Here is a 13,560-nt window from a genome sequence, read left to right as displayed (position 1 = left end):
TTTTCGACATGAACCAGATGGCTCAGGGAAAGACAAACCCGTCGCACCAGGATGCCTCCGATCCTGCAGTTCTCATGCAGGGGGTGAATAAGTGGTACGGCACTTATCACGCTCTCAGAGATATCGATCTGAATGTCGCTCGCGGTGAACGCATCGTTATCTGCGGCCCGTCTGGCTCGGGAAAGTCGACCCTTATCCGGTGCATAAATCAGCTTGAGACCATTCAGGATGGACGCATCATTGTTGATGGTCACGATCTAACGGCCGGCGGAAAGAACGTGGATATCGTGCGGCAGGAAACGGGCATGGTTTTCCAGCAGTTCAACCTTTTTCCACACATGACGGTTCTTGAGAATTGCACTCTGGCTCCGATAAAAGTGCGAGGTGTTTCCAAGGCCGAAGCTGAAAACACAGCGCGTAGATATCTCAAGCGTGTCCGTATTCCTGAGCAAGCGGATAAATATCCGGCACAGCTATCCGGCGGCCAGCAACAGCGTGTAGCGATTGCTCGTGCGCTTTGCATGAATCCCAAGATCATGCTTTTCGACGAGCCGACTTCGGCGCTCGATCCCGAAATGGTGAAGGAAGTTCTCGACACCATGATCGATCTTGCCAAGGAAGGTATGACCATGCTCTGCGTTACCCATGAAATGGGCTTTGCGCGACAGGTGGCAGACCGCGTCATCTTCATGGATCAGGGACAAATCCTCGAAATGGCGGAGCCGGAGGAGTTTTTCGGCTATCCGAAGCATGAGCGCACGAAGGCGTTCATAGGTCAGATTTCCTGATTATCCCCAATAGTTTAGTAGCGGAGTTTGATGTGGCGAGCGAAGTTCTTCTTATCGAGCCGATGATGCCGTTGATCGAAGAACGATTGGACGCGACATACCAAGTGCTTCGGCTATACAAGTCGGAAGACAAGGCGGCCATTGACGCGAGCCTCGGCACTATTCGCGCCGTTGTTACCGGTGGCGGGACGGGGCTTTCCAATGAATGGATTGAGCGTCTGCAATCGCTCGGCCTGATCGCCATCAATGGTGTCGGGACGGATAAGGTCGACCTTGGCTTCGCGCGGGACCGGAACGTGCACGTCACTACCACGCCGGGCGTTCTGGCCGATGATGTTGCCGATACAGGCATCGCCCTCATGCTGGCGGTTATGCGCCATGTTGTTACGGGCGACCAATTCGTGCGGGAAGGCAAATGGTCTCGTCGCGAGGGATTTCCTCTCGGGGTAAGCCCCAAGGGTAAGCGGGTCGGCATTCTGGGGCTTGGCCAGATAGGAAAGTCGTTTGCACGGCGGGCAGAAGCATTCGGCATGGAAGTACATTATTGGAACCGCTCAGCCGTCGCTGGCACGAGCTGGATTGCGCATGCGACGCCAGTGGAACTAGCGCGGGAGAGTGATGTGCTCGCGGTTTGTGTGGCTGCCAATGCAGCGACAGCCGGCATCGTCAACGCGGATGTTCTCGCGGCGCTTGGAAGCAGGGGCTATCTGGTCAATGTGGCCCGGGGCAGCGTGGTTGATGAGGACGCGCTTCTGGTTGCTTTGAATGAAGGAACTATCGCTGGGGCAGGCCTCGATGTCTTCGTCAATGAACCGACGATCCGGGGAGACTTTCTAAGCGCGCCAAATACGGTGCTGATGCCTCATCAGGGGAGTGCAACGGTTGAAACACGTGTCGCAATGGGCGAACTGGTGCTCACCAATCTTGCAGCATATTTTTCCGGCGAAAGCCCACCTACCAAGGTAAACTGAGTTATTTCATGATTGTCAGACAGGCCTTTTTTGAAGGCGCTATTCATGCAGGACGCGAAAATGCGTTCAAAGCTTATGTCGCCGATATTCTGATGCCTATGTGGCTCGACTTTCCCGGTGTCAGGGAAGTGCGTGTTTTATACGCTGTCGAGCGGGACGACGGTGCGCCAGCCTATCCAATGGTGCTTTGGACGGTGTACGACAGTAAGGACGCCTTGACGGCAGCACTTTCGTCGCTGGTGCGATATGAAAGTCGGGAGGCCACCAAGGGTCTCCTGGAAATGTTTGATGGTCATATTCACCACCACGTTTTCGATCTCGCCCTAGAAGGGTGAGATCGTTTTCCATTTGTCCTTTAGGAGCCCCACGTCCGCTCGAGCACATTGATCCAGTTCGCGTGGGCCAACTTGACGATGGAGGCATCGTCATAACCGTGTTTACGGAAAGCCTCTATGACGAGCTGTAGATCCCCGACATCGCGGAGCGTAGAAGAAATCGTGGTGCCGTCAAAATCGGAACCCAGAGCCAGGTGATCGATCCCAATGCGGTCAACGATGTAGTCAGCATGGCGAATGAGTTCGCTCAGATCTGTATTAGGATCGCGTTTTCCGTCTTTACGCAGGAATGAAACGCCGAAGTTAAGCCCGACGAGGCCGCCAGTATCGCGAATGGCATCAAGTTGCTTGTCGGTCAGGTTGCGACTTTGCTGGCAAAGCGCGTGAGCATTTGAATGCGAAGCCACGAGTGGCGCATCCGAAATCGCCGCAATATCCCAAAATCCTTTCTCGTTCATGTGGGAAAGGTCGACCATGACTTTGAGTTTGTTACAGGCGCGAATGAGCGCTTTACCATGATCTGTGAGGCCGGGACCGATATCGGGTGACGCCGGAAACCGGAAGGGTATGCCGTGGGCAAAGATATTCGGCCGGCTCCAGACAGGTCCGAGGGTTCTCAGCCCTGCCTCATGTAAAACATAAAGGCCGTCAAGGTCTTCGCTAAAGGCCTCGACACCTTCGATATGATAGACGGAAGCGAAAATGCCCTTGGCAAAGGCATCGCGAATATCGGCAGCTGTTCGGCAGATACGGACTTTGCCTTCTGATGCTCGTTCAATCTTCAGCAGGATAGCCGACATAGCGAGCGTTGCCTTCATTGCATCGATTTGGCTTGGCGTTGCCAGATTGCCGTTTGCGTCGAGTTCTCGTGAAGGCGATGGCACATATACCGCGCAAAGACCGCCGCCCAGTCCGCCCTTCTTTGCGCGTGGAAGGTCAATATGCCCGACTTTCTCGCCTTCAAGAAAGCGCCTTTCCGGTGCGGAAGCCTCTGATGACCATAGACGCAACAGCACGTCGTTGTGACCATCGAAAACGGGTATCATATGTTCTGTCGCCATGGGGAAGCCTCTTGAAATCAATTTCAGGATTTGAGGGGTGATGGACCCAAGCGAGAAGAATTGCAAATGCGATTTCGGTCACTTGATATGACGAGCCTGCATTAACGGTGGTTCTTCGATGCGATATATCTCTTTTAGTTTGTCCTCATGCAAACTCTGCATAGGGAGTGCAAAATTCTGCATTGGCACCTGGCTTCGCTGACGTGATAGCGGAAGGCTGAAAAATGTATCCAGAGATAGAACGTTGGTTAGATTGCGCCCGATGTTAGGGCGCTTTCAGAAAGCGTTGCATGAGGAGCTCTTAATGATTTCAAGACGCGGTTTTATGGCGGGCGCAGCTGCCGTTCCATTCTTGTCCTACACCAGCATTTTGCCGGCCATCGGGGCTGGACGTCAGGACATTCTCGTTGTGGCCCAGCAACTTGACAATATGACCAGTCTTGATCCGCATGAGAGCTTTGAAGCTGTTGGTAGTGAAATCTGCAACAACATATATCAGCGCCTGGTGCACCCAAGCCTTTCCAATCCCGACCAGGTGGAAGGCGGCATAGCGGTATCCTGGGAAGCTGACGCCGATGGCAAGATTTTCACCTTCAAGATCGATCCGAACGCAAAATTTGCGAGCGGCGCACAGGTCACCGCTGAGGATGCTGCCTTCTCATTGCGGCGTGCAATCAAGATGAACAAAGGCCCGGCTTTCATCATCAGCCAGTTCGGTTTCACACCTGATAATGCGGAGAAGAGCATCGTCGCCACGGACCCGTCGACGCTGACGCTGACTGTCGAACAATCGACATCGCTGCCGTTCTTGTTGTATTGCCTATCGGCCAGTGTCGCCAGCATTGTGGAAAGGAAGACCGTTCTGGAGAATGCCTCCGGTGACGATCTCGGTAACGGCTGGCTCCAGAAGAACAGCGCCGGTTCGGGTGAATGGGTTCTTGTTTCCTGGAAGCCGAGCGAAAGCATTATGCTGAACGTTAATCCGCATGGCGCATACAAGGGCAACGTGAAGCGCATCCTTTTGCGTCACGTTGCGGACCCGTCCTCGCAGCTTCTCATGCTCCAAAAGGGGGACGTTGATATTGCTCGCAATCTTACGTCCGAGCAGTTGCGTGTTTTGCAGGGCAATGGTGATTTCGAACTCGTGACGAAAGCGATTGCCGGTATAGGCCTGATGTCTCTCAACCAGAAGATTGAAAATCTCACCAATCCGAAGCTCTGGCAGGCAATCAAGTGGGCTATCGACTATCAAGGGATACAAAGGAACATTGTTCCGCTGACGCACAAAGTTCACCAGACCATCATTCCAGAGGGCTTTCCTGGCGCGGTTAACGACACTCCGTTCCAGAAGGATTTGGAGCAGGCTAAGAAGCTGATGCAGGAAGCTGGTCTTGCCAACGGCTTTACCATCAAGATGGATCACTATTCGGCTCAGCCTTGGCCCGATATTGCGCAGGCTATCCAGGCAAACCTCGCTGAAATCGGAATCAAGGTTGAACTGCTAGCTGCAGAAAACCGTCAGGTTCTCACCAAAATGCGTGCCCGGGAGCACGAAATAGCGCTGACCGCTTGGGGTTCTGATTACTTTGATCCGAATACCAATGCTGATGTGTTCTGCAACAATCCAGACAATTCAGACAACGCAGCTACAAAGCCCTTCGCTTGGCGTTCGTCGTATCAGAACGAGTATTTCGCGAAGAAGTCCATTGCAGCTCGCGATGAGCGCGATCCGGCAAAGCGCATTGAGCTTTACGAGAATTTGCAGCGCGAGTTTATGAATGACAGTCCGTTTATCGTGATGCTTCAGACCGTTACAACAGCCGCCTGCCGCAAGGAGGTTACTGGAATGCGTCTCGGCGTCCTGTCGGATTCTCATTCCTATGCTGGGATCGCCAAGGCGTGAAGAAAAGCCTCAAGAACCTGACCAGTATCCTGAGCAGCGTGTTGATCACGCTGTTCGGACTTATGGTTATTACTTTCATGATCGGTCGCGTTATGCCCGTCGATCCTGTCATTGCTGCAGTTGGCGACAACGCACCGGAGGCTGTTATCCAGCGTGTCCGCGCAGAGATGGGTCTGGATCAGCCACTTGTGGTCCAGTTCGTGCACTATGTAGGACAAGTGCTGCACGGTGATTTCGGCAATTCGATCCTGACCCGCAATCCGGTGACACAGGACATCGCCCGCTATTTCCCAGCAACATTGGAACTAGCAACGGCGGCGCTCCTTGTTGCCGCGCTGATTGGTATTCCGCTGGGTGTATGGGCCGCCGTCCGGCAGGGTTCAGTCGTAGACCAGACGATCCGCGTGCTCTGTCTTGCGGGTCACTCCGTTCCGGTTTTCATGCTGGCATTGATATCGCTGCTCGTCTTCTATGCGACGCTCGATATAGCACCGGGACCTGGACGGCAGGATATAATTTATGAGGGTATGATCCCACATGTTACCGGCTTGCTAACGATGGACAGCCTCATTGAGGGTGACTGGGATGCATTCCGGGATGCCATCTATCACATGATACAGCCGGTATTGATCCTTGCCTATTTCAGTATGGCTTACATCACGCGTATGACCCGCGCTTTCATGCTCGACGCGCTGAAGGGTGAATTCGTGATTACGGCACGAGCGAAAGGCTTGTCACTCACCTCGGTCATCTGGAAACACGCCTTTCCGACCGTTGCCGTGCAGCTTGTAACAGTTTTGGCGCTTACATATGCAGGTCTACTGGAAGGTGCTGTTGTTACAGAGACCGTCTTTAGCTGGCCCGGCCTTGGCCAGTATCTGACAGTATCGCTGATGAATGCGGATATGAATCCTGTCGTTGGGGCGACACTGCTCATCGGCGTCATCTATGTCGGCCTTAATCTACTCGCCGATATCCTCTATAAAATTCTGGATCCGCGTGTCCGATGATTTTTGCCAATTTTCATAACTGGGCGCTGGATGAATCTCCCGCCTCTCGCTTGCAAGCCAATTGGGGCCGGCGGTATCGCATCTGGGTAAACCTGCGTGCCAATCCGCTCGCGATGATTGGTCTTTTTATCATCGTCGCTTTCGTCGTTCTTTCGCTGGCCGCACCGTTTCTGGCGCCATACGATCCGAGCGTTCAGGATCTCGGTAATCGTCTTTCTGCTCCAACTTCCACGCATTGGTTTGGGACCGACGAACTTGGCCGCGATATTCTATCGCGTATTCTTTACGGGGGTCGCGTAACCCTTGGAATGGTTATCGCCGTCGTCATTCTCGTTGCGCCAATCGGACTCTTCATCGGTTGCATAGCGGGTTATTTCGGCGGTATTGTCGATACGGCGCTGATGCGTGTCACGGATGTCTTTCTTGCATTTCCGCGATTGATCCTTGCCCTTGCCTTTGTGGCTGCGCTGAAGCCAGGTGTCGAAAGCGCTGTGCTTGCAATCGCTTTGACCGCCTGGCCACCCTATGCACGTCTGGCTCGTGCGGAAACCATGACCCTGCGCAAGAGCGATTTTATCGCAGCAGCCAAGCTGACTGGTGCATCGCCTTTCCGTATCATTCTGCGTCACATCATGCCGCTTTGTGTACCGAGCGTCATTGTGCGTATTACGCTCGACATGAGCTCGATCATCATCACCGCTGCAAGCCTTGGCTTTCTGGGAATGGGCGCGCAACCGCCATCGCCTGAATGGGGTGCGATGATTGCCACTGCCAAGCGCTTCATTTTCGAACAATGGTGGGTTGCCACCATTCCCGGCATTGCGATCTTCCTCGTATCGTTGGCCTTCAATTTTCTCGGTGACGGTCTGCGCGACGTGCTCGACCCGAAGCAGAATTGAGAGAAAAGATGCTGGTTGATATTAAGAATCTACGGATCAGTTTTGAAACGCGCACTAGCCGTTTCGATGCTGTGCGCGGTATTTCACTTCAGCTTGGTCGTGAAAAACTCGGGATCGTCGGCGAAAGCGGCTCGGGCAAATCTTTGACCGCCCGAGCTCTCATGAAATTGCTGCCGCCGATCGCAGAAGTAAAGGCCGATAAGCTTTCCTTCGATGGCATAGACATTCTGTCAGCCACTGAACGCGGTATGCGTCAGATACGCGGCAAGCGGGCTGGCTTTATTCTACAGGACCCCAAATATTCGCTTAATCCGGTCAAAACCATTGGCGTACAGGTAGCTGAAGCGTGGCGTACCCACAAAGGCGGTAGTAAACGTCAGGCGATGGACGCTGCGGTTGATCTTCTCGATCAGGTCATGATCCGCAATCCGCGCGAAGTGGCCAAGCTTTACCCGCACGAAGTATCTGGAGGCATGGGCCAGCGTGTCATGATCGCCATGATGCTGGCGCCAGATCCTGAACTACTGATAGCTGATGAACCGACATCAGCGCTAGATGCCACTGTGCAGGCGGAAATTCTTCGCCTGATCGACGATCTGGTTTCCAAACGCGGAATGGGGCTTCTTCTCATCAGCCACGATCTCCCACTCGTGTCGCATTTCTGCGACCGCGTGATGGTCATGTATATGGGCCGAATCATGGAGGAGCTGAAAGCTTCCGAGCTTGTGCGTGCCGAGCATCCCTATACGAAGGGACTTCTCAATTGCATTCCGTCGCTTATGCATCCCCGTGAACGATTGCCGGTTCTCAATCGTGAAGAAAGCTGGCTGAACTCATGATTGTAATTGATCAACTCCGCATCAGCTTCAACGAGCGTGAAGTCGTCAAGGGTGTATCCTTCCACGTTGAGAAGGGCGGGAGCTTCGGCATTGTGGGTGAAAGCGGCTCCGGCAAATCTACTATCTTGCGCGCAATGGCTGGTCTCAACGAACATTGGAGTGGTCGCATCGCATTTGATGGCAAGGACGTAGCCCCGAAGCGCGCAACCACCTTCTACCGTCAGGTGCAGATGGTGTTCCAGGATCCCTTTGGTTCACTGCATCCTCGACAGACCATCGATCGTATCCTGAGCGAGCTTCTGCTGGTCCACGGTATCGGCGATATAGACAAGCGTATTGAAAAGGTTCTTGACGAAGTTGCCTTGCCTAAAGCTGCGCGATTTCGGTTTCCACACCAGCTTTCTGGCGGGCAGCGACAGCGTGTGGCAATTGCTCGAGCGCTGATTGCTGAACCGGAAGTTCTCCTGCTTGACGAACCTACCTCGGCCCTTGATGTTTCAGTGCAAGCCGAAATTCTCAATCTTCTCGGGGACTTGCGCGCGGAAAAGAATCTCACTTATGTGCTGGTGAGCCACAATCTCGCTGTGATAGCGCATCTCTGTCCGCAGGTGGGGGTGATGCAGCACGGCGAGATGGTGGAACAGCTTAGCGCCGAGGATTTGCGCGCTGGGCGGACAACGCATCCGCATACCACAGAATTGCGCGCTCTAAGCGTCAATCTGGAAGAACCTGCCTGACGGAGTTTTCATGTCAACGCATGCTGACTGGAATGCGGCTTCCCTCGCCGCGAAAGTCTTTTCGAGAACGTGGGCTAAGAATGAGCCAGGCGGCGTTATCATCGGTTTCGGCGCAGATGGTGTAAAGTTTGCTTATGCGAGCGGGCTTGAGAGTCTTGCTACGGGCGTACCATTCACCGCGAATACTGTTGTTCGCTACGCATCGGTCACGAAACATGCGTTTTGTGCGATGGTTCTCAAGCACAGCGATATTATCGGCCTCGAGGATAGGCTTGGCGATCATCTGCCTGAGCTGCAAAGTCCACTCGCCGATGTCACCGTCGGTCGTGCACTCGACATGACTGGTGGTCTGCCTGACACGCGGGAATGTCTCACACTTCTGGGGCTGTCCGTTTACACGGAAACAGAAGCTGATCAGCTTCTGGAATTCCTTGCTTCTCTCAACCGTCTCAATTTTGATGCGGGGTCAGAGATTTCCTATTCCAACACTGGCTATCGTCTGGTGGAAGCTGCATTGGAACGGAAGGGGTTTCGCTTCAATGACTTCGTGAAATCGGATATTGCAGCGCCTCTCGATATTTTCATGGAAGCTCCAGACGTTTGGAATGACCCGGTCGCAGATCTGGTGCCGGGTTACTGGAAGGCTGGCGAAAAATGGCAACTCAGCTCCGCTGGCCTGCACATTTCGGCTTCCGGCAGTCTGACTGGCAGTGGTATGGCGCTGACGAAATGGGCGCAAGCACTCGTTAATGGTGAAGGCGCGTTCAATGGCATACTCGATAAGTTGTCAGCCGATCGCCATCTCGCGGACGGACGCGTATCCGGTTACGGGCTTGGATTGCGGTGGAACGAAGTAGCCGGCAAGCGTTTTGTCGGACATGGTGGCTCGCACCCGGGCTACAAGAGCTATTTTTTGCTCGATCCGGTCTCGAAAACCGGTATGATTGTTGTTTCAAACCGTGAAGACGCCAACACCTATAAGATGGCGCGCGATTGCATGGCCGCTCTTAACGGATTGCCGTTGCCGGAGACCAACTGCACGATCCCAGACGGGATTTATGTGACCGAGAGCGGGCCGTTCTGGCTGGAAATGCGTAACGGTATAGCCAACTGGCTGGATTGCGAAGACACGCTTTATGATGTCGGTAGTGGCTGGTTCTCATCCCTTTCTCCGTCTTCACCGGTTCAGCTTCGTTGGACCGGTACGGAATTGGAAGGCGAGATCGGATACGTGCCGCGCCGATTGAAGCCGGTCACAGTGAAGCCAATTTGCCGGGAACTCGACGGCCATTGGCAGGCATCCCCCTATGGCGCCAGTTTTGATATCAAGGATGGCCACCTCATTATGGGTGTAGGACCGACGCGCCGGGCCATGCCATTGGAAGATCTTGGTCAAGGGCGTGCCCTGTTCACGTTGCACGACGGTCCATGGACCAAGCGTGTCTGCCTGCACAGCCTTGAAGACAATCGTGTCGAGTTGGTTCTCAGCCGAGCCAGGACGATTGAGTACGTCCGTTAATCTGAGCATCAGAGAGTTGAGAACGCGGCGGAAGGGTGACCTTACCGCCGCGTCTTGCATTGTGGTAACTTTCGACAAATGATTCCGGAAATGTGAGGTAACGTGATGCTGGAACGGATGATCGATCAAGGCATGGGTCGGGAGCCCGCCGACATCGTGCTGAAGGGGGGCCGTTTTTTCGATCTCGTGACTGGTGAACTTGTCGAAAGTGACATCGCAATCTGCGATGACAGGATTGTCGGAACATTGGGCGACTATCGGGGCAAACATGAAATCGACATTGCCGGACGGATCGTCGTGCCGGGATTCATCGATACGCATCTTCACATAGAATCTTCACACGTGACGCCGCACGAGTTTGATCGTTGTGTGTTGCCGCAGGGCGTGACTACAGTCATTTGCGACCCACACGAGATTGCAAACGTGCTGGGTATTGAAGGCATCGAGTTTTTTCTCGATAGTGCTTTGGAAACGATCATGGATATTCGCGTACAGCTTTCGAGCTGCGTACCCGCGACCCATATGGAGACTTCTGGTGCCGAGCTTCTGATCGATCATCTCTTGCCTTTTGTCGACCATCCCAAAGTAATCGGTCTTGCGGAGTTCATGAATTTTCCCGGTGTTTTGGCAAAAGATCCCGAATGCATGGCGAAGCTCAAGGCGTTTCAAGGGCGGCATATTGATGGGCATGCACCACTTCTGCGCGGGTTCGACCTGAACGGGTATATTTCCGCAGGTATTCGTACCGAACATGAGGCGACAAGTGCCGAAGAAGCACTCGAGAAGATGCGCAAAGGAATGCATGTGCTGGTGCGCGAAGGGTCGGTTTCCAAGGATCTTAAAGCGCTCATGCCGATCATTACCGAGCGCCACGCTCCGTTTTTGGCGTTATGCACTGACGACCGTAATCCGCTCGATATAGCTGATCAGGGCCATCTCGATTACCTCATCCGGACGGCTATTGCAGGTGGTGTGGAGCCGATTGCCATTTACCGGGCTGCGAGCATTTCCGCAGCACGTGCTTTCGGTCTTTTCGATCGTGGTCTGATCGCGCCGGGCCAACGGGCCGACCTTGTCGTGGTGGATAGTCTTGAAGGCTGTCATGCCCAGATGGTATTGTCTGCGGGCAGGGTGGTCTCAGAAGACTTGTTCGCCACTCGCAAGCCGGTTGCTCCCGTCGGGCGCAATAGCGTTAAGGCACCCAAAGTAACCGCATCCAGTTTTCGCTCTCATTCCAACAGCGGCAAGACCCGCGCGATTGGTATAATTCCCGGTAAGATTATTACAGATAGTCTCGAATTCGACCTCAAGGTTGGCCCGAACGGTGTTGAGCCGGATTTTGAGAACGATGTCGTTAAGATCGCTGTCGTCGAACGTCACGGCAAGAATGGAAATATCGCTACCGGATTTGTGCACGGCTTTGGTTTGAAATCGGGTGCAATCGCCTCAACCGTAAGTCATGACAGCCATAATATCTGTGTGGTTGGCACGTCAGACGAAGATATTGCTATGGCGACCAACCGACTGGGCGAGATTGAAGGTGGTTTTGTTGTCGTGCGAGACGGTGAGGTGTTGGCAGAAATGCCTTTGCCCATTGCCGGATTAATGAGCGCTGAGCCATACGAAACAGTCCGCGATCAGCTTCGTGTTCTGCGTCACGCCGCCGAAGAACTGGGCTCGGTTCTGGAAGAACCATTTTTGCAACTGGCCTTCATCGCCTTGCCTGTGATCCCGCATCTCAAGATTACCGACAGGGGCCTTGTAGATGTGGACAAGTTCGAGTTCGTTGGCAACTGATTAGTGCATGCCGTTGACACCCAGCAGTTCTTCTACGATCTCCTGGTTCTTCGCAAGCACTGCTGACATGTCGGACCATGCGATACACCCGCATTCCAATATGATGACGTGATCGACCGAAGCGAGCGGGCTCTGAATGCGTTGTTCGACGGGAAGATAGTCATGTCACCCTTCTGGGCCCGCGTCGAGAATGCTGCGAAGTTCTTTTAAGTGGGAAACATCTCATAGGGTTCTTCAAGCCAACGAAGAGGTTGTCTTCGACTTTATCGTGCTCAATCATGCATCATAAGGTCTGGCAGTATCGCGTAATCTTGGAATTGCCGGCGACGACGATCGTGTCAACCCGAATGGCGGCTCGATAGCACTTGGACATCCGCTTGGCATGTCTAGGGCGCGCACTGCGGGTACGCAGCGGCGCTCGAACTCTCCTTTAATGGCGGCAAGTACGCTCTTGCAACGATGTGCATCGGCGTGGGGCAGATCTGGGGGACCCTCGCCCGGATTTGTTCCTTTCGACAGGGCGGATACGACTTTTGTATTCTCGGGCGACTACAATGTTGCTCACGATTACTGATCAAGTTAGCATGGCCTCATTACAGCAACGGCGGGAACAACCCGTCGAACCAGAATGGGGAATATGTCGATGAAAATTGCGCGCCTAGCCCTGATGGGTGGACTCCTCGCAACTGCACTTTATTCCGGCTCCGCTGCCGCCCGAGACCTGACGGTCGTTTCCTGGGGTGGGAACTATCAGGACGCCCAGCGTGAAATTTATTTCAAGCCTTTTTCCGAGAAGACCGGCAAACCTTTGCTGGATGAATCTTGGGACGGCGGTTACGGTGTCATTCAGGCTAAGGTTAAAGCAGGTAAACCCAACTGGGATGTCGTGCAAGTAGAAGCCGAAGAACTAGCTCTCGGCTGTGCAGACGGTCTCTACGAGAAGATCGATTGGGACAAAGTTGGTGGCAAGGACAAGTTCCTCGACAGCGCGGTCCATGATTGCGGCGTAGGGGCGATCGTGTGGTCGACAGCCATCGCTTACAATGCGGACAAACTGAAAGACGGCCCGCAATCCTGGGCCGATTTCTGGGATGTGGAGAAATTCCCGGGCAAACGCTCGTTGCGTAAGGGCGCGAAGTATACGCTTGAGTTCGCACTCCTCGCCGATGGGGTGGGCAAGGATGAGGTCTACGATGTGCTTTCAACCCCGGATGGCGTTGATCGCGCGTTCAAAAAGCTCGATGAATTGAAGCCGAACATCGTCTGGTGGGAAGCGGGGGCACAACCTTTACAGTTCTTGGCGTCGGACGAAGTCGTGATGGCGTCGGCCTACAATGGACGCATAACGGGCATAAACAGGAGTGAAGGCAAGAACTTCAGGGTGGTCTGGCCGGGCAGTATTTATGCTGTCGATAGCTGGGTGATCCTGAAAGATGCCGAGAACAAGGATGCGGGACAGGATTTCATTGCTTTTGCCAGTCAGCCCGACAATCAGGTGAAATTGCCGAAATATGTCGCTTACGGTTTGCCGAACAAGGAAGCTGCAAGCAAGGTGCCTGCGGAATTTGCATCGGATCTTCCAACAGCGGAAGCCAATCTGAAAGACGCTCTTCCGCTTGACGTTGATTTCTGGATCGATAATTCTGAAGAGTTGACGAAGCGTTTTAACGCTTGGCTGGCTAAGTAAATATACAGTCGTGG

At 53.7% G+C, this 13,560-nt stretch carries 12 protein-coding genes and 2 pseudogenes; 12 read left to right on the top strand and 2 right to left on the bottom strand.

Features of this window, described 5'->3' with window-relative positions; translation table 11 throughout:
* Positions 1 to 8: 8 nt before the first annotated feature.
* Genes FJQ48_RS06685 through FJQ48_RS06675 form a run of 3 tightly spaced genes read left to right on the top strand, consistent with a single transcriptional unit; the run spans position 9 to position 2,094 of the window.
* Positions 9 to 788: an amino acid ABC transporter ATP-binding protein gene (locus FJQ48_RS06685; RefSeq protein ID WP_139974399.1), complete on the top strand. Its 780-nt coding sequence runs from the start codon at positions 9 to 11 to the stop codon at positions 786 to 788.
* Between the two features lie 32 nt (positions 789 to 820).
* The gene (locus tag FJQ48_RS06680; RefSeq protein WP_180350141.1) at positions 821 to 1,759 is read left to right on the top strand and encodes a 2-hydroxyacid dehydrogenase; all 939 of its coding nucleotides are present in this window, start codon (positions 821 to 823) and stop codon (positions 1,757 to 1,759) included.
* A gap of 8 nt (positions 1,760 to 1,767) precedes the next feature.
* Positions 1,768 to 2,094: a hypothetical protein gene (locus FJQ48_RS06675; RefSeq protein ID WP_139974398.1), complete on the top strand. Its 327-nt coding sequence runs from the start codon at positions 1,768 to 1,770 to the stop codon at positions 2,092 to 2,094.
* A 20-nt stretch (positions 2,095 to 2,114) separates the two neighbouring features.
* Here FJQ48_RS06675 and FJQ48_RS06670 read toward each other — a convergent pair whose 3' ends face one another.
* Positions 2,115 to 3,155 (bottom strand): dipeptidase, encoded by a 1,041-nt coding sequence (locus FJQ48_RS06670; protein WP_139974397.1) that lies wholly within the window; start codon positions 3,153 to 3,155, stop codon positions 2,115 to 2,117.
* A 304-nt stretch (positions 3,156 to 3,459) separates the two neighbouring features.
* Here FJQ48_RS06670 and FJQ48_RS06665 point away from each other — a divergent pair, with 304 nt between their 5' ends.
* The 7 genes from FJQ48_RS06665 (at position 3,460) to ade (ending at position 11,859) form a co-directional block, all read left to right on the top strand.
* A complete protein-coding gene (locus tag FJQ48_RS06665; RefSeq protein ID WP_139974396.1) occupies positions 3,460 to 5,058 on the top strand; it encodes an ABC transporter substrate-binding protein in 1,599 nt (532 codons plus the stop codon).
* A complete protein-coding gene (locus FJQ48_RS06660) occupies positions 5,055 to 6,068 on the top strand; it encodes an ABC transporter permease (protein ID WP_139974395.1) in 1,014 nt (337 codons plus the stop codon). The genes FJQ48_RS06665 and FJQ48_RS06660 overlap by 4 nt, the downstream gene beginning before the upstream one ends.
* Positions 6,065 to 6,967: a nickel transporter permease gene (nikC, locus tag FJQ48_RS06655; protein WP_139974394.1), complete on the top strand. Its 903-nt coding sequence runs from the start codon at positions 6,065 to 6,067 to the stop codon at positions 6,965 to 6,967. The genes FJQ48_RS06660 and nikC overlap by 4 nt, the downstream gene beginning before the upstream one ends.
* 8 nt (positions 6,968 to 6,975) lie before the next feature.
* Positions 6,976 to 7,806 carry an ABC transporter ATP-binding protein gene (locus FJQ48_RS06650; protein ID WP_139974393.1) on the top strand — a complete coding sequence of 277 codons (831 nt, stop codon included), beginning with the start codon at positions 6,976 to 6,978 and terminating at the stop codon, positions 7,804 to 7,806.
* Positions 7,803 to 8,543 (top strand): ABC transporter ATP-binding protein, encoded by a 741-nt coding sequence (locus FJQ48_RS06645; protein ID WP_139974392.1) that lies wholly within the window; start codon positions 7,803 to 7,805, stop codon positions 8,541 to 8,543. Before FJQ48_RS06650 ends, FJQ48_RS06645 begins: the two co-directional genes overlap by 4 nt.
* Positions 8,544 to 8,553: 10 nt before the next feature.
* Positions 8,554 to 10,062, top strand: coding sequence for a serine hydrolase domain-containing protein (locus FJQ48_RS06640; protein ID WP_139974391.1), 1,509 nt, complete (start codon positions 8,554 to 8,556; stop codon positions 10,060 to 10,062).
* Positions 10,063 to 10,167: 105 nt separating this feature from the next.
* Positions 10,168 to 11,859, top strand: coding sequence for an adenine deaminase (gene ade / locus FJQ48_RS06635; protein ID WP_139974625.1), 1,692 nt, complete (start codon positions 10,168 to 10,170; stop codon positions 11,857 to 11,859).
* Here the strand turns inward: ade and FJQ48_RS22660 are convergent.
* Positions 11,860 to 12,113 (bottom strand): annotated as a pseudogene (locus FJQ48_RS22660) (ABC transporter ATP-binding protein); the annotation flags it as partial.
* A 2-nt stretch (positions 12,114 to 12,115) separates the two neighbouring features.
* On the opposite strand from FJQ48_RS22660, the pseudogene FJQ48_RS06630 reads away from it, so the two are divergent.
* Positions 12,116 to 12,339: pseudogene (locus FJQ48_RS06630) on the top strand (3-oxoadipyl-CoA thiolase); the annotation flags it as partial.
* A 163-nt stretch (positions 12,340 to 12,502) separates the two neighbouring features.
* Positions 12,503 to 13,546, top strand: a complete 1,044-nt coding sequence (locus FJQ48_RS06625) for an ABC transporter substrate-binding protein (protein ID WP_139974390.1) — start codon at positions 12,503 to 12,505, stop codon at positions 13,544 to 13,546.
* Positions 13,547 to 13,560 lie beyond the last annotated feature (14 nt).

The organism is Ochrobactrum sp. CGA5 (assembly GCF_006345815.1).
In the GTDB taxonomy this organism is placed as follows: Bacteria; Pseudomonadota; Alphaproteobacteria; order Rhizobiales; family Rhizobiaceae; genus Brucella.
This window is presented reverse-complemented; position numbering and strand designations above follow the sequence as displayed.